The organism is Brachybacterium tyrofermentans, assembly GCF_014897585.1.
Classification (GTDB): Bacteria; Actinomycetota; Actinomycetes; order Actinomycetales; family Dermabacteraceae; genus Brachybacterium; species Brachybacterium tyrofermentans.
The window spans coordinates 1-15,183 of record NZ_JABUXW010000017.1 but is presented as its reverse complement, the minus strand read 5'-3'; the positions used below and the strand labels follow the sequence as shown (position 1 = coordinate 15,183).

Here is a 15,183-nt window from a genome sequence, read left to right as displayed (position 1 = left end):
CCGGACGCATCATCTGCGCTCGGCGATTGTTCACGGTACACGGTCGCCGGGGCTGCTCCTGTGTGATGTCGGCGTGCGCAGAACGAGCACCAGCGCCATCCAGGACGCCGTGCCACCCGCGATCAGAGAGGCCGTGGCGACGAAGGATGACGTCTGCTGCGCGGCGTCCTGAAGATCCAGGGGCAGGCCCAGGGTCGCCAGCTCGAACGCGCCGTAGACCACCCCCGCCAGCCCGGCCAGGCCCAGCAGCACGGCGACGACGCGGTCGGCGGCCCCGGTGCGCAGGTCCAGCAGGGTGGTGGACTCTGCGGTGGGACCCGTGACCCGGGACGCGTCGCGGCGCCGGCGCCCGCGCCCGGGGCGCGTCGCATCCCGCGCCAGCCGGTGCCGCGTGTGCAGGCCGTCGATCGCGAGGACCAGGACGGTCCAGCCGGCGACGATGACGATCGCCCCGACGACGTCGCTGGGCCGGTGCCAGCCCAGCACCAGGGTGCCGACGCCTGCGGCAGCGGTCCAGATCACTCCCAGCGGTGCCAGGAGAGCGCGGAGCCGGCCCGAGGCCAGCACGACGGCGATCATCGCGGTCGCTGCGAGGGTGGTGTGCCCGGAGGGGAACGAGTTCGGGGTGACCTCGATGCCCGGACCGAGCGCCTCGCGGGTGACGACCAGATGCTTGACCACCTGGGTGGTGATGTTCGCGCCGACCACCAGGAGAGCCAGCGGGACCAGCAGGGTGAGCCGACGCCGGATCAGCACCAGGACCAGCGCGAGGGCGAGCAGGCCCGCCATGACCGGCACGCTCACCGTCCCCACCGCGAGCTCTGCGTAGTGGGAGAGGCGGCCCTGGTGGTCCTGCGCACCGGAGAGGATCAGCTGGTCCAGGCGCTGTCCGCTCGCGGTGCCCACCGAGGTCCGGGCCAGCAGCACGGCGAGACCGGCGCAGATCGCCGCGCACAGCAGTGCCAGCAGCGGACGCGCGAGGGCGCCGGTGCGGCGGCGCCGGGTGCGAGCTCCGGGCTCCGGGGGAGGAGTCATGGCGTCGTCCTCCTGGGGTGGGGCCCCGTCATCCTCCGGGGGAGTGGTCCCGGCGCGATCGTCCGGCGCGTTCACAGCTGGACCATCCCGGTGCGGACGAGGTCGCGCACGACCGGGAGCACCTGGTCCCGTGCCTCGTCGGGGTCCGCATCGGTGAGGGCGCACACGGCGGCGAGCACCTGGGCGAGGGTGAGAGTCCCATCGAGGGCGCCGACGACCCCGGCGAGAACCTGGTCGGCCCGGACGGTGCGGGCGAAGCCCGCGCCCTGGACGAGCTCGATGAGCATCGGGTCCCATTGGCCGGGGGTGAGGTGACGGCGTTCGACGACGTCGTCGGCGCGGACCAGTCGGCGCGCGGCGAGGGAGTCGTCGTCCATCTCGTGCAGGACGTCGAGTGCGCGCAAGCTCTCGGCCAGGTGCACGCCGAGAGTCCCGGTCCCGGTGCCGGTGGCCTCCTCGGTGCGCAGCACACCCGGGCGCGGCGCTGTGCTGTGGGACCCCGGAGAGTCGGTGCCGGCGGTGTCCGAGACCGCAGCATCGGGGCCGGCCGGTCGGCGCAGCAGGAGGTAGCCGAAGCCGATGCCCTCGACGTCCCGTCCGGCGAAGTCGTCGAGCCAGGCTCCTTGGAGGTCCGACCAGCGGGGATCGCGGTCGGTGACGCCGCCGTCGCGGACCCAGGTCTCCGCGTACTGGGCGGGGTCCTCCTGCTCGCGCTGGATCACCCACGAGTCCACGCCGTCCGCCGAAGCGGCGGCGAGCCAGGCGCGGGGGTGCTCGTCCCAGTCGCCGCCGTGGGGGATCTCCCAGTTGCCGAGCATCACGGCGCTGCCGCCCGGTGCCAGGTGCACGGGCAGGCCGGTGAGCAGCTCGGCGAGCAGGGTGTCGCCGGCGCGGCCCCCGTCGCGGTAGGTCCAGGTCGTCCCGGGGGCTGCCGGCTCGTGTTCGTGTTCGTGCTCGTGCTCCGGCACTGCCGCCGCACGCCGCGGGGTGATCACGAAGGGCGGGTTGGAGACGATGAGGTCGAAGGTCTCTCCCGCCACGGGGTCCAGCAGAGAGCCCTGACGCAGCTCGAGGTCGACCTCGTTGAGGGCCGCGTTGAAGGCGGCGAAGGCGAGGGCGCGCTCGGAGAGGTCGGTCGCGACCACGTGCTCGGCGTGGCGGGAGGCGTGCAGCGCCTGGATGCCGCCGCCGCAGCCGAGATCCAGCACGCGGCCCACCGCGACTCGCGGCGTGATCCGCGCGAGCGTCAGCGAGGCGCCGCCGACCCCCAGCACATGCTCCGGGCCCAGGGCGCGGCCGGTGGCCAGCTCGGAGAGGTCCGAGGTGATCCACCAGGAGATCTCGCCGACGTCGTCGCTCGCGGAGTACGGCGCGAGATCGACCAGTGCGCGCAGCGGGCTGTCGGGGTCGTCGGCCTCGTGATCGTCCTCGCCCCGATGAGCGGGGAGCGACGCCGGGCCGACGAGCCCCAGCTGCAGCGCTCCGTCCGCACCGAGTGCGGGCAGGACTGCACGGACGAGGGAGTACGGGACGACGTCCCCGAGGACGAACAGCCGGAACAGCACGGCGGCCGGTTCCGACTGCGCTGCCAGCGCGCGCCGGGCGGGGATCGGGTTCTCGCGGCGCAGCGCGGCGAGCGCGACCGGGCCCAGGAGGGACTCCGTGGCCTCGACCGTGTAGCGGGCCGTGCGGAGGTCGGCGCGCAGGGCGGCGACCTGGTCGGGCAGCGCCTGCGGGGGCGCGGTGGAGATGTCGGGGGACATGGCTACGATTGTGCCCCAGCCGCCTGCCCCCGGAACGGAGCGCAGGTGTGGGAAATGCACAGGGAATGAGGAGTCGATGCGGGCAGGCAGAGCGTCCGAGCTCCTGACCGATCTCACCGGCCCCCTGACCCGTCGCAGCTGCCTCACGCACGTCGAGCAGCGCCCTGCGAGGCCCGGACGGCAGGGCAGCTTCCCCGACTGGACCGACCCCCGCCTGCTCGAGCACCTGGCCGAGCGAGGGATCACCGCCCCCTGGATCCATCAGGAGCAGGCGGCGCAGCTCGCCCATGACGGCACGAACGTGGTCCTCGCCACGGCGACCGCCTCCGGCAAGTCCCTCGCCTATCTGCTGCCCGCGCTCACCGCTGTCGGGGCGCGCGAGCTGGAGCCGTCGGCGCGCCGCTCGACCGTGCTCTACCTCTCGCCCACGAAGGCGCTCGCCGCCGATCAGCTCACCAACATCACCGCCATGGCCGACGGGGCCGGAATCCGCGACGCGCGCGTCGCGGTGTATGACGGGGACACCCCGACCGAGCAGCGGCGGTGGGTGCGCCGGCACGGCACCATCGTGCTGACGAACCCCGACATGCTGCACTTCGGGATCCTCCCCGGCCATGAGCAGTGGGCGAGCTTCTTCCGTGCGCTGCGCTATGTGGTCATCGACGAGTGCCACAGCTATCGGGGCGTGTTCGGCAGCCACGTGGCGATGGTGGTGAGGCGCCTTCGCCGGATCGCCGCCCACTACCGGGCCGAGCCCACGTTCATCCTCGCCTCCGCGACGACCGCGACCCCGGAGCTGTCGGCGAGCAGGCTGATCGGTCAGGACGTCACCGCGGTGACCGAGGACGGCTCCCCGCGGGCCGGGTTGACGATCGGCCTCTGGGAGCCGGGGACGATCGCCCGCGTCGACGGGCGGGGTCCGATGACCGCCGGACGTGTGGATGACGGGGGCACGGACCTGCGCGCGGGAGCGGGTGCGGACACAGAGGTGGATGCGGGCACTGACCCGGAGGACGATTCGGCGACGGGCGGCACGCGTCGGCGCTCGTCCGAGGAGCCGTTGCGGCGCTCGGCCACCAGCGAGGCCGGCGCGCTGCTGGCCGACCTCGTCGAACGGGACGTCCAGACCCTCGTCTTCGCACGCTCCCGGCGCGGGGCGGAGCTGGTCTCCAGCGGCGCGCGGCGTCTGCTCGAGCAGAAGGCCGAGCACACCTTCTCCCCGCAGCTGGCGGACAGCGCCCGACGGGTGGCGGCGTACCGCGGCGGGTACCTGGCACGTGAGCGCCGGGAGCTGGAGGACTCCCTGCGCTCCGGGGAGCTGAAGGCCCTGGCCTCGACGAATGCCCTCGAGCTGGGGATCGACATCGCCGGCCTGGACGCGGTGGTGATCGCCGGCTGGCCCGGGACCCGCGCCTCCCTGTGGCAGCAGTTCGGCCGCGCCGGCCGACGCCAGGATCGTGACGGCGGCGCGCTGGCGCTGTTCGTGGCGCGAGAGGACCCGCTGGACACCTACGTCGTCCACCATCCCGAGACCGTCTTCGGCGCAGAGGTGGAGGCGGCGGTGTTCGATCCGGGCAACCCCTACGTGATGACGCCCCATCTGTGCGCCGCCGCCTCCGAGCTCGCCATCCGGGACGGGGAGGAGGGCATCTTCGGCCCGAGCGCGCGGGAGCTGCTGACCACGCTGGCGGCCCGGGGCGTGCTGCGGGCGCGACCCACGGGCTGGTTCTGGACGATGACCGAATCCGCCCACGAGCTCACCGATCTGCGAGGCAGCGGCGGGGAGCCGGTGCGGATCGTCGAGGAGTCCAGCGGCACCCTGCTCGGCACCGTCGATGCGGCGAGCGCCCATACCCAGGTCCACGACGGCGCCGTCTATCTCCACCAGCGCACGAGCTATGTGGTCAATCATCTCGACGTGGAGCGCGCGGTCGCCTTCGTGCACCGGGAGGACCCCCTGCATTCCACCCACCCGCAGTCGACGTCCACCGTGCGCATCCGGCAGACGGACCGAGAGGTCGAGTGGTCCGGTGGGGTGCAGCTGTGCTTCGGCACGGTGGATGTCACCGATCAGGTCACCGGCTATCAGGTGCGGGACGTGTTCACCCAGGCTGTGCTCGCCCAGCACCCGTTGGACCTGCCGCCGCGCACCCTCACCACGAAGGCGGTGTGGTGGGTGATCCCGCGGACGACCACCGACAGCGCGGAGATCCCCGGGGAGGAGCTGCCCGGCGCCCTGCATGCCGCCGAGCATGCGGCGATCTCGATGCTCCCGCTGCTGGCGACCTGCGACCGCTGGGACATCGGCGGGCTCTCCGCCGCCCTGCACGAGGACACCGGGGAGCCGACGATCTTCGTCTATGACGGCGCGCCCGGTGGAGCAGGCTTCGCCGAGCGCGGGGCCGATGACGCCGATGCCTGGCTGCGGGCGACGGCCGACATGATCTCCGAGTGCGGGTGCGAGGCGGGCTGCCCCGCCTGCGTGGTGTCCCCGAAGTGCGGCAACGGCAACGAGCCGCTGTCGAAGCGTGAGGCCGAACGCCTGCTGGGCCTGCTCCATCCCTGAGGTCGCCGGGCTCATGGCTGGTCTCGCGAGACGGGAAGATCCGTAGGGCCTGGGCCTGGGCCGGCGCGGGCGTGGGCGGTCGCGGGGGGCAGCGGGGACGCCTCGACCTGGACCTGCACGAGCACATCCCACTCGCGCAGCTCGCACTGCAGCAACTGGGCGCCGTTGCGGGTGGCGGCCTCGGCGGCGATCGCGCATGGCTCGCCGCTGGCGGCGGCCAGGGAGTCGGCCCCTGCCAGCGCGGCGAGGTCCGCAGCCGTCACGGCGCGTGAGTGCGCCACGGTGCCGGTGCCCAGGAGGGACAGCCCGGCCACCACCGCGGTGGCGGCCCCCGTCCAGGCGAGCACTCCGGCCGCGCCCGTGCTCATCCGTCACCGCCGCTGATCAGGTGGGGCTCCCGGCGTGCTTCGGCGTTGGCGCTCAGCTCCCAGTGGGCCCCGCCGAGATAGCCGGAGGGGGCCTCGAGCGAGCGGGAGGTGTCCACCCGTACCCATGCCCCGGCACCGGAGATCTGCACCTGCGTGCCGGGCCCGCCGATCCGCTGCGCCGTGGCGACCGCAGCAGCAGAGTCCTCCCCACGAGCCATCTCGCGTGCGGCCCCTCGGGCGGCGCTCTCGAGACGGAGCTGTGCCCCGAGCCCGGCACCGGCGAGCAGGATGACGACGACCATCATCACCACGACGGGCAGCACGATCGCCGTCTCCGCCGTGGCGGACCCCCGGTCGTCCCGCAGACGGGACGACCGGGCGGACCGCGGCATCACGACCCCATCGACAGCGCAGAGGTGATGATGCCCATCAGGAGCTCGCGCACCTCTCCGGAGGCCAGCAGCGCGACCAGGACAGCGGCGAACCCGCACGCGGCGAGGACCGTGATGGCGTACTCCGCGGTGGAGGCGCCGGTCTCGTCGCGCATCACGCGATCGAGGGAGCGGCGCATCCGGTTCTTCGTGGCGGACATGGTGTTCTCCTACTCTTCGTGGGCGGTGGGCACCGCCCGGTGGCGAGCGGCGGGCGCCGCTCGGTTCGGACCGTCGTATGGCGGTCCGGGTAGGCAGCCGTGGCTGCCCGGCGTCGACCCGGGAAGGGACCGACGCACGGAGGGAGCCCTGCTCACGACGGAGCGCACGGCGGGGTGCGCGATGGCGCACACGACGGAGCGCTCGGCGGGGCGAGAAGGGGCAGAGCAAGGGCAGGGCACGGGCCGGGTGGACGCCCGGCTCATAGCGGGGTGCCTCCCGTCGTGGTGAGGGCGATAGTGCCCCCGAGCAGGGAGATCACCGTCGGGATGATCCCGAGGACCACGAAGGCGGGAAGCAGCGCCACCCCGGTGGGCAGGACGAGGCGCACCGCGAGCTGGGCCGCTCGCACCTCGGAGTCCCGGGCCCGGCCCCGGCGGGCGTCCCGGGCGGCGGAGCGCAGCACCCGGGAGAGGTCGGCGCCAGCCGATTCGGCGAGGATCGCGGATTCTCTGAGCGCGGCGAACTCCGAGGGCAGGTCCGCTGTGGCGAGCTCGGGGGCGAGCCCGGCCTCGAGGGCCGTCGCCGCTCGGGTGAGCGATTCGGCGTCGGGCCCAGCAGCGAGGGCCTGGGCGACCGAGCGGACGGAGCGCGCCAGCGGCAGCCCGGATTCCAGCGCCCCGGCGATCAGCTCGAGCACCACCGAGGGATCCACACGCTCCGTCGACGGGGGATCGGCCCGACGGATCAGCCGCTGCATCCACCACCACCCCAGGCCCGTCAGCGCGATGCCGAGAGCACCCAGCAGGTTCCCGGCGGGCGAGTCGATCAGCAGGCGCAGCGGATCACCCCCGAGCAGCATGCCCAGCCCGAGACCGGCCAGAGGCAGGACGAGCAGGATCCGGGCCGTGGACCGCGGGCCGGTGAAGGCGCTGCGGCGTGCCTGAGCGGCATCGTGCAGGTCGCGCAGGGCCTCCGCCAGGCTCTGCAGCAGTCCGGAGGTGGGCGCGCCGGTGCGTTCGGCCACGGCGAGCGCAGCGCCCAGGGAGCTGATCGCCTCGGAGGAGGCCAGAGTGCCTGTTGCGGCGCGTCGAGGGTCGGCGCCGGCGCCCGCCGCACGTGCCAGGTCGGTCAGCTCGCCCGCTGGGAGCGAGCGGGCGACGGCGCTCCATGCCTGCCGGAGACCGGCGCCGGAATTGATCACCGTGGCCAGCTGCTCCACCATCCTGGCGACCTCGAGGCGCCCGGCGGCTGCCCGCCGGGCCCGCCCCGGTCGGGCCCGGGGCCCGATGGCGAGGGGCGGGGGAGCGGCGCCCCAGGCCACCGCGAGCGTGGTGAGGAGAGCCAGCACCGTGAGAGCCAGGAGGAGGGTCATGCCGCTCTCCTGCCGGAGCGGTGGGACCCATGGGCCGATGTCCCCTGGGCGCCCTCGTGAGCGCCCTCGTGGACGTCACCGGTTCGCGCGTCGAGCTCCGGGAGAGAGGACAGGCCGGATGCCGTGGGGCTCGTCGGCGTCTCGGGTCGAGCCGGCCCGTGCTCCGGGGCGGTGCGGCCGAGCCGGGCCGCGAGCGCCGAGGCGGCCGGGCCGTCCCGGAGCTCCGCGCCGTCCATGTGCCAGGCGGTGGTCGCCCGGAGCATGCCGTCGTCGGCGCGATGGAGCAGGGCGATCTCTTCCAGGACCCGCCGCCCCGTGCGGCGGCCGAGGTGGATCACGACCTCGAGAGCGCTCGCGACCTGTGCGGCGAGGGCGCTGCGGTCCAGCCCGCCCAGGGCGCCGAGGGCCTCCAGACGGGCGGGGACGTCGTGCGCCGTGTTGGCGTGGACCGTGCCGCAGCCTCCCTCGTGGCCGGTGTTCAGGGCTTGCAGCAGCTCCTGGATCTCGGCGCCCCGGCACTCGCCGAGCACGATCCGGTCCGGTCTCATGCGCAGGCTCTGACGCACCAGGGCGACGAGGTCCACGGCTCCCGCGCCTTCGCTGTTCGCATGACGGGACTGCAGGTGCACGACGTGCGGATGATCCACGGCCAGTTCCAGCACGTCCTCGACCACGACGATCCGCTCGCCGTGCGGGACCTCTCGCAGCATGGCGGCCAGCAGCGTGGACTTCCCGGTCCCGGTTCCTCCGGTGACCAGGAACGGGAGGCGAGAGGCGATGATCGCGAGCAGCACGTCCCGGCCGTGCGTGCCGAAGGCGCCGAGCGCCTCGAGCGCTTCGAGATCGAGCGCGTCGCCGCCGGGCAGGCGCAGCGACACGATCGCACCACCGGGAGACAGCGGCGGGAGCACAGCGTGGAGGCGGATCCCCGAGGGCAGATGCGCATCCACCCAGGGCACGGCGTCGTCCAGGCGGCGACCTCCGGAGGTGGCCAGGCGCACTGCGAGATCGCGGGCCTGCTGTGGGCCCAGGTGCAGATCGGCAGCATGCAACCCGTCCGCATCGTCGATCCAGACCGACCCGTCGTCGTTGACCAGGAGGTCGGTGACCCCGGCGGAGACCAGGGGCTGCAGTGGGCCGAGCCCATCGATGTGGTCGCGGATGCGGGCGGTGAGATCGAGGGTCGCGGCCGCGCCGAGGACCCTGCCCTGGCGGCGAAGAGCCTGAGCGACGCGCGGGACGTCGACCACTCCTGGGCTGCGGACCAGGTCCTCACGGACGAGATCTATGAGAGGTGCGAGTGCCTGATCAGGACCGACCCTCGTCGCCGGGCTCATGACCGGCTCTCCGCGAGCAGGCGCTGCAGCAGCCGGCGCGCTGCCCGGTCGGCGCCTCGACGGCGCACGTCGAGCAGCGGTACGGCGCCCCGTGGGCCGTCGCGGAAGGAGGCCGCCAGCGGGAGCGCGAGGTCATCGGCGACCTCGGCAGGGGTCAGAGGTCCCCGTCGGCGCACGACCACCTGGGTGATGGCGTCGGGGAGGCGCCAGGTACGCAGCCTGCGCGCGGCGGCACGCACCGCATGATCGGAGGCCGGGACGACCAGGAGGAGGTGATCGGCATGCTCTGCCGCGACCGGCACCAGGGCGTCGGCCAGGTCCACGACGACGGTTCCCCCGAGCGGGGTCAGCGCGGAGAGGACGCGTGACAGGGCGGGCGGTTCCGGCCCGAGCTGGGCCCGGGATCCCAGCAGCCCGATCTCGTCGATCTGCGGAAGACCGTCCCGCAGCGCGACCCCGTCGTCCGGACCGAGGCCGGCCGCGTCCTCCCAGGAGATGCCGGACGCGTCGGTGCCCTCGACCAGGAGGTCGAGGCCTCCTCCCAGAGGGTCCGCATCGATCAGGACGACGGGTCCGGAGGGCCGTGCCGCAGCCGCCAGCCGGGCGGCGAAGCTCGAGGTGCCGGCGCCGCCGCATCCACCTGCCACGGCGATCACCGTGGAGGCCGCGCGAGGCCGGGCGAGCTCGGTCAGCTGGGAGAGAAGCTCCTCGGAGCCGTCAGGGAGGGCGAGCACGGCGCGGGCACCGGCGGCCAGCGCCCGCTCCCACAGTGCGCGGGGCACGTCGGTCTGCGAGGTCACCACCAGCAGGGGGAGGCGGCCCGGGGCGGCGGGTGCCGTGTCCCCTCCGAGCGCGACGTCGTCGGTCACCAGGCACCTCACCGCAGCGTCTCCGGCGGTGTCGAGGAGTTCGATGCCGACGGCGGTGGCGTGGTCGCGGACCAGCTCCTGCAAGGCCGGATCCGCGCCGACCCAGAGCGCTCGCGGAGCAGCCCCGTCGGCCGAGGCGGGAGGGGTCGGTGAGGCTCCGGGGAAGCGTGCGGGCCGGCGCACCGGGCTGCCGGTCGGTGCGCCCGCAGGGATCGCTCTCGCGCCGCTGTCGAGCACCTCGGAAGCGGACGCGATGGCTCGTCGAGATGGTGCTGAGGTGCTGGTCATGCCGTCATCGTGGACGCCCTGCGGTGCTCTGTGCAGGGCTGGCCCAACGGCGGTGGACAACCACCCTCTGGGGAGGAAAGGACGGCGGAAGGACACCGGGGCCGAGGGCTTGCGTGCCCCTCAAGTCCAGCGTAGTGTGATCTGCACAACACGAATACCGGCACCGGAACCCACGTGCGACTGGTCCCCGCAACGGACCGGCTGTGAGGCGTCGAAAGCGCCACCGCAGCCAAACACTTTGCACGCCTGATACCGATGCTCACGGATCGTGCGGAGCGGTGTCGCGAGTGATCGCGACACCGCTCCATCATTCTGCGCCGGGCGATTCCGCCGCCCCTCAGGGCGACGCCCTGGCATCACGGCGAGGCCCTGCCGCGAAGGCGACGCCCGGCCGTACCGCGCGGAGTCAGTGCCCGCCAGAGACAGGGCTCCTCGAGCTCACGGTCGGCGCCGGATTCACGGACCGCCTCTCGAACCCGCCACGGGCCTCCTGGGGCCGCGGGCGGCGTCCGAACCCGCGGGCGGCGTCCCGGGCTCACCGCTCTGTGAGCCCGGTTCCGCTCCGTCTCAGAAGTCCATGTCTCAGAGATCCAGATCGACCACGACGGGCGCGTGGTCCGAGGCGCCCTTGCCCTTGCGCTCTTCGCGGTCGATGAAGGATCCGGTCACCGCCGACTGCACCGCCGGGGAGCCGAGCACGAAATCGATGCGCATCCCTTCCTTCTTCGGGAACCGCAGCGCCTGGTAGTCCCAGTAGGTGTAGACGCCGGGGCCCTCGTGGTCAGGTCGTACCACGTCGGCGTAGCCGGCGTCGACGATCGAGCGGAACGCCGACCGCTCGGGCTCGGTGACGTGCGTCTTCCCCTCGAAGGCGTCCATGTCCCACACGTCCTCGTCGAGCGGGGCTACGTTGAAGTCGCCCACCAGCACGGTGCGGGAGGCCTCATCGGCGGTGAGCTCGCGCTCGCCCTCGGCGCGCAGCGCCTCCAGCCATCGCAGCTTGTACGCGTAGTGGGGATGGTCCACCTCGCGGCCGTTGGGCACGTACAGCGACCAGATCCGCAGCCCGTCGCCGACGACCCCGCTGAGCGCGCGGGCCTCGACCACCCCAGTCTCGTCCTCGGGATAGCTGGGGACCGCCGGCAGCTGGGTCTGCACGTCGCTCAGGCCGACGCGCGAGATCAGGGCGACCCCGTTCCACTGGTTCAGGCCATGAGCGCTGACCTCGTACCCGGCGTCCTGCAGCGCCGTGAGGTCCAGCTGCTCGGGCTTGGCCTTGGTCTCCTGCAGAGCGAGGACGTCGACCTCGTGACGCTCCAGGAAGGCGAGCACACGGTCCATCCGTGCCCGCAGCGAGTTGATGTTCCAGGTGGCGATACGCATGCCCACGATCCTACGGGGCGCGGGACGGTGCAGAGCGGGCCTCGGGACGCTCCGGGCAGTCGTAAGATATGCCCATGGCGCGCGCACTCGTGACCGGTTCGACATCAGGACTGGGTCTGGAATTCGCCTGGCAGCTGGCAGGCACAGGTCATGATCTCGTGCTGGTCTCACGGGATGAGGACCGGCTCCATGCTGTGTCCGAGCAGATCCGCGACGTCCACGACGTCCGTGTCGAGATCCTCCCCGCGGACCTCTCGGAACGGGAGCGGCTGGAGCGGGTCGCGGTCCGTCTCACCGATCCCGTCGACCGGATCGATCTGCTGATCAACAACGCCGGCTACGGACTGCGCGGAGGCTTCCTCGACATCGGGGTCGAGGACCATGAGAAGCAGATGGACACCCTCATGAAGGCTGTCCTGGTGCTCTCCCATGCCGCAGCCCGCACCATGGTGCAGCGGCGGCGCGGCGCGATCCTCAACGTGAGCTCGCTGGCGGGCTATACGACAGCCGGCCCGTACGCCGCCTCCAAGAGCTGGGTCACCGTCTTCACCGAGTCGCTCGCGATGGAGCTCAAGGGTACGGGCGTCACCGCCACGGCCCTGCTGCCCGGATTCGTGCAGACCGAGTTCCATGAGCGCGCCGCGATGTCCATGGACGGCATGCCCCGCGTCACCTGGTTGAAGGCGCCGTTCGTGGTCGAGCAGGCCCTCAAGGACACCGCCAAGGGCACCGTGCTGTCGATCCCCTCGGTCAAGTACCGGACCGCCGGGGAGTTCTCCCGGATCGCGCCCAGGCCGCTCATCCGAGCGATGACCTCCCCGAACTGGTACCGCCGGTTCCAGCAGCGGGCAGTGCTCCAGTCCCAGCGGAAGGCGTCCCGCCGCGCGCTCCGGGCGCCGTGGCAGCGGGACGACGAGACATGAGGACGAGGCATAAGGACTAGGCACAGGGCGGACGGTCGACAGGAGGGGAGGCGGCACGGTCCATTATCCTGTCCGTATGCGCCAGACCACCTCAGCTCCTGACCCGTCCGCCCCGATCGATGTCGCGCGTGAGCGGTTGCGCGAGCTGATCCGTGACCTCGCCGTGGTGCGCGGTCACGTCATCCTCTCCTCGGGCGCCGAGGCCGACCACTACGTCGACCTGCGCCGCATCACCCTGCACCATGAGGCGGCTCCGCTCGTGGGTCGCGTGATGCTGGATCTGCTGCGCCGCGAGGGCCTCGTGCCCGGCGTCGAGGCCGTCGGCGGGCTCACCCTCGGCGCGGATCCCGTCGCCACCTCGATCATGCATGCGTCCGCCTACGACGCCGCAGCGGGCGGCTCGGGCGCCCCGCTGGACTCCTTCGTGGTGCGCAAGGCCAACAAGGCCCACGGCCTGCAGCGTCGCATCGAGGGCCCCGAGGTCTCCGGGCGTCGGGTCATCGCCGTCGAGGACACCTCCACCACCGGCGGCAGCGTGCTGACCGCCTGTGAGGCGCTCACCGAGGCCGGTGCGGACATCGCCGCGGTCGCGGTGATCGTGCACCGTTCCGAGGCGTCCCGTGAGGCCGTCGAGGCCGCCGGGTACCGCTACCTCTACGCCTACGACATCTCCGAGCTGGAGATCTGACCGCGCCGGTCCAGCAGATCGCGCCTGCCCAGCAGGTCTCGTCTGTCCAGCGGCTCTCGTCTGTCCAGCGGCTCGCACCCGCCCAGCGGGTCCCTCAGACCTGATCGGCGGAGAAGGTGTCGCAGGATGCCACGGTGCCCTCCTGATAGCCGGTGGTGAACCACGCCCGTCGCTGCTCCGAGGAGCCGTGGGTCCAGGTCTCCGGGCGGACCTCGCCACCGGCGACGTCACCCTGGATGTGGTCATCGCCCACCGCGCTCGCCGCGGACAGCGCGGAGTCGATGTCGTCCTCGGTGAGCGGGGACAGCATCGTCTGGCCGTTGTCGTCGGTGGAGGTCGAGGCGTGATTCGCCCAGACCCCGGCGTAGCAGTCGGCCTGGAGTTCGAGCCGCACGCCGTCGGACTGCGGCCCCGTGCTCTGACGATCCAGCCCATCCATCGTGCCGGACAGGTTCTGGATGTGATGGCCGTACTCGTGGGCCACGACGTACATCTTCGCCAGCTGGCCGCCGTCGGCCCCGTACTGCGAGCTCAGGGAGTCGAAGAAGGAGACGTCGACGTACAGGGTCGAGTCGGCGGGGCAGTAGAACGGGCCGACGTCCGCCGTCGCCGCACCGCACCCGGTCTGGACCGTGCTGTCGAAGATCGCGCCCGTGGGCTCGACGAAATCGATGCCGGACTCCGGGGCGAGCTGTGCCCACAGGGAGTCCGCGGATTCGACGGTCGCCTGCACCAGGCAGTCGTCGCGCTGGTTGGCGTCCTCGCCGGTCTGGCACTCCTCCAGGGCACCGCCCTCGGCGACCGGGCCCTGCTGGGTGGTCGTGGGATCGGATCCACCGAGCAGATCGAGCGGGTTGCCGCCCATGACGATGTAGATCACCAGGATCACGACCAGCACGCAACCGCCGCCGCCGCCGAGCTTCAGGCCGCCGCGCCCGCGGCCCCCAGGGCGGAAACCGCCGGGGCGAAAACCACCACCTCCCCCGCCGCCACCTGCGCGGGAGACGTTATCTGAGCGGATCTCCGCGTTCGGGTTGAAGGTCATGGCGACAGAGTAGACCGCGGCGGCGCCGTGGTCAGGCGGAACAGTATTCGTGAAGGTCCTGCGCAACCGGGCGTGCGGTGCCACGTCGGAGGATTTCCCGCATCTAGCATGGGTGGTGGGGCGGCACCCTGCTCCGCGCGAGGCGACGTGACGCCGGCCGGAGCATCCGACCAGGCGTTCGGCGGCACCCCGCTCCCGGTACGCCGCCACGACCGATCCGCCGTTGATGGCCGGTCCGCACACGGAGGAGATCTGCATGAACATCGTCGACTGGGCTGTCAGCACCATGGACACCCTCGGCGCCCTGGGTGTGGGCCTGCTGATCTTCCTCGAGAACGTCTTCCCGCCGATCCCGTCCGAGGTGATCCTGCCCCTGGCCGGCGTGGCCGCGGCCGGTCCGAACCACAACTACTGGGCGATGCTGATCGCCTCGCTCGTCGGATCCCTGGCCGGGGCATGGCTGCTGTACGGACTGGGCCGGCTGCTGGGGCCGGTGCGTCTGCGCACCATCTTCCTCAAGCTGCCGCTGCTGCACGTGAAGGACTACGACAAGACCGTCGACTTCATGGACAAGCACGGGCACAAGGCCATCTTCTTCGGCCGCATGGTGCCCGGGGTGCGCTCCCTGATCTCGATCCCGGCCGGCCTGTATGCGATGCCGCTGTGGACCTTCAGCCTGCTCACCCTCGCCGGCAGCGCCATCTGGAACACCGTGTTCGTGACCTTCGGGTACTACCTGGGCAGCAACTGGACGGTGATCGAGCCCTACACCGACATCTTCTCCAACGTGGTCTACGCGATCATCGCCCTGATCATCCTGGTGTTCGCGGTCCAGATCATCCGCCGCGAGGTCCGGCGCCGCAAGCTCGGGCTCCCGGGCCCCGACGAGGAGATCCTCGAGCAGGAGCAGGAGCAGGAGCAGGAGCAGGAGCAGGAGCAGGAGCAGGAGCAGG

Annotated in this window: 14 protein-coding genes; 4 read left to right on the top strand and 10 right to left on the bottom strand. The window is 72.3% G+C overall.

Features of this window, described 5'->3' with window-relative positions; genetic code table 11:
* Positions 1–30 precede the first annotated feature (30 nt).
* Together INT49_RS13265 and INT49_RS13260 are read right to left on the bottom strand one after the other, a co-directional pair.
* Entirely contained in the window at positions 31–1,035 is a 1,005-nt protein-coding gene (locus INT49_RS13265) for a phosphatase PAP2 family protein (RefSeq protein ID WP_193118228.1), read from the bottom strand.
* 71 nt (positions 1,036–1,106) lie between these two features.
* Positions 1,107–2,798: a DUF7059 domain-containing protein gene (locus tag INT49_RS13260; protein ID WP_193118227.1), complete on the bottom strand. Its 1,692-nt coding sequence runs from the start codon at positions 2,796–2,798 to the stop codon at positions 1,107–1,109.
* Between the two features lie 76 nt (positions 2,799–2,874).
* Between INT49_RS13260 and INT49_RS13255 the strand changes: the two genes are divergently transcribed.
* Positions 2,875–5,364, top strand: coding sequence for a DEAD/DEAH box helicase (locus tag INT49_RS13255; RefSeq protein ID WP_193118226.1), 2,490 nt, complete (start codon positions 2,875–2,877; stop codon positions 5,362–5,364).
* Positions 5,365–5,375: 11 nt separating this feature from the next.
* On the opposite strand, the gene INT49_RS13250 is transcribed toward INT49_RS13255, so the two are convergent.
* The 7 genes from INT49_RS13250 to INT49_RS13220 form a co-directional block, all read right to left on the bottom strand.
* Positions 5,376–5,732, bottom strand: a complete 357-nt coding sequence (locus INT49_RS13250; RefSeq protein WP_193118225.1) for an Rv3654c family TadE-like protein — start codon at positions 5,730–5,732, stop codon at positions 5,376–5,378.
* Positions 5,729–6,124: a TadE family type IV pilus minor pilin gene (locus INT49_RS13245; RefSeq protein WP_193118224.1), complete on the bottom strand. Its 396-nt coding sequence runs from the start codon at positions 6,122–6,124 to the stop codon at positions 5,729–5,731. The genes INT49_RS13250 and INT49_RS13245 overlap by 4 nt, the downstream gene beginning before the upstream one ends.
* A complete protein-coding gene (locus tag INT49_RS13240) occupies positions 6,124–6,324 on the bottom strand; it encodes a DUF4244 domain-containing protein (protein ID WP_193118223.1) in 201 nt (66 codons plus the stop codon). The genes INT49_RS13245 and INT49_RS13240 overlap by 1 nt, the downstream gene beginning before the upstream one ends.
* A gap of 260 nt (positions 6,325–6,584) precedes the next feature.
* Complete coding sequence (locus INT49_RS13235; RefSeq protein ID WP_193118222.1) at positions 6,585–7,697, bottom strand: type II secretion system F family protein; 1,113 nt, start codon at positions 7,695–7,697, stop codon at positions 6,585–6,587.
* Entirely contained in the window at positions 7,694–9,034 is a 1,341-nt protein-coding gene (locus INT49_RS13230) for a TadA family conjugal transfer-associated ATPase (RefSeq protein WP_193118221.1), read from the bottom strand. Before INT49_RS13230 ends, INT49_RS13235 begins: the two co-directional genes overlap by 4 nt.
* The gene (ssd, locus tag INT49_RS13225) at positions 9,031–10,191 is read right to left on the bottom strand and encodes a septum site-determining protein Ssd (protein ID WP_193118220.1); all 1,161 of its coding nucleotides are present in this window, start codon (positions 10,189–10,191) and stop codon (positions 9,031–9,033) included. Before ssd ends, INT49_RS13230 begins: the two co-directional genes overlap by 4 nt.
* A gap of 582 nt (positions 10,192–10,773) precedes the next feature.
* Complete coding sequence (locus INT49_RS13220) at positions 10,774–11,574, bottom strand: exodeoxyribonuclease III (protein ID WP_193118219.1); 801 nt, start codon at positions 11,572–11,574, stop codon at positions 10,774–10,776.
* 74 nt (positions 11,575–11,648) lie between these two features.
* Here INT49_RS13220 and INT49_RS13215 point away from each other — a divergent pair, with 74 nt between their 5' ends.
* Entirely contained in the window at positions 11,649–12,497 is an 849-nt protein-coding gene (locus tag INT49_RS13215; protein WP_193107330.1) for an SDR family NAD(P)-dependent oxidoreductase, read from the top strand.
* Between the two features lie 76 nt (positions 12,498–12,573).
* Positions 12,574–13,185 (top strand): orotate phosphoribosyltransferase, encoded by a 612-nt coding sequence (locus INT49_RS13210; protein ID WP_193107329.1) that lies wholly within the window; start codon positions 12,574–12,576, stop codon positions 13,183–13,185.
* 94 nt (positions 13,186–13,279) lie between these two features.
* Here the strand turns inward: INT49_RS13210 and ypfJ are convergent, their stop codons facing one another.
* Entirely contained in the window at positions 13,280–14,230 is a 951-nt protein-coding gene (gene ypfJ, locus INT49_RS13205) for a KPN_02809 family neutral zinc metallopeptidase (RefSeq protein ID WP_193118218.1), read from the bottom strand.
* 256 nt (positions 14,231–14,486) lie between these two features.
* Between ypfJ and INT49_RS13200 the strand changes: the two genes are divergently transcribed.
* The coding region (locus INT49_RS13200; protein ID WP_193118217.1) for a DedA family protein at positions 14,487–15,183 on the top strand (697 nt) is incomplete at its 3' end.

What these genes read in the sequence shown, in the direction of transcription:
- INT49_RS13235 (WP_193118222.1), bottom strand. Translation starts at nt 7,697, where the DNA reads ATGACCCTCCTCCTGGCTCTCACGGTGCTGGCTCTCCTCACCACGCTC.
- INT49_RS13240 (WP_193118223.1), bottom strand. Translation starts at nt 6,324, where the DNA reads ATGTCCGCCACGAAGAACCGGATGCGCCGCTCCCTCGATCGCGTGATG.
- INT49_RS13220 (WP_193118219.1), bottom strand. Translation starts at nt 11,574, where the DNA reads ATGCGTATCGCCACCTGGAACATCAACTCGCTGCGGGCACGGATGGAC.
- INT49_RS13250 (WP_193118225.1), bottom strand. Translation starts at nt 5,732, where the DNA reads ATGAGCACGGGCGCGGCCGGAGTGCTCGCCTGGACGGGGGCCGCCACC.
- ypfJ (WP_193118218.1), bottom strand. Translation starts at nt 14,230, where the DNA reads ATGACCTTCAACCCGAACGCGGAGATCCGCTCAGATAACGTCTCCCGC.
- INT49_RS13255 (WP_193118226.1), top strand. Translation starts at nt 2,875, where the DNA reads ATGCGGGCAGGCAGAGCGTCCGAGCTCCTGACCGATCTCACCGGCCCC.
- INT49_RS13245 (WP_193118224.1), bottom strand. Translation starts at nt 6,124, where the DNA reads ATGCCGCGGTCCGCCCGGTCGTCCCGTCTGCGGGACGACCGGGGGTCC.
- ssd (WP_193118220.1), bottom strand. Translation starts at nt 10,191, where the DNA reads ATGACCAGCACCTCAGCACCATCTCGACGAGCCATCGCGTCCGCTTCC.
- INT49_RS13210 (WP_193107329.1), top strand. Translation starts at nt 12,574, where the DNA reads ATGCGCCAGACCACCTCAGCTCCTGACCCGTCCGCCCCGATCGATGTC.
- INT49_RS13260 (WP_193118227.1), bottom strand. Translation starts at nt 2,798, where the DNA reads ATGTCCCCCGACATCTCCACCGCGCCCCCGCAGGCGCTGCCCGACCAG.
- INT49_RS13215 (WP_193107330.1), top strand. Translation starts at nt 11,649, where the DNA reads ATGGCGCGCGCACTCGTGACCGGTTCGACATCAGGACTGGGTCTGGAA.
- INT49_RS13265 (WP_193118228.1), bottom strand. Translation starts at nt 1,035, where the DNA reads ATGACTCCTCCCCCGGAGCCCGGAGCTCGCACCCGGCGCCGCCGCACC.
- INT49_RS13230 (WP_193118221.1), bottom strand. Translation starts at nt 9,034, where the DNA reads ATGAGCCCGGCGACGAGGGTCGGTCCTGATCAGGCACTCGCACCTCTC.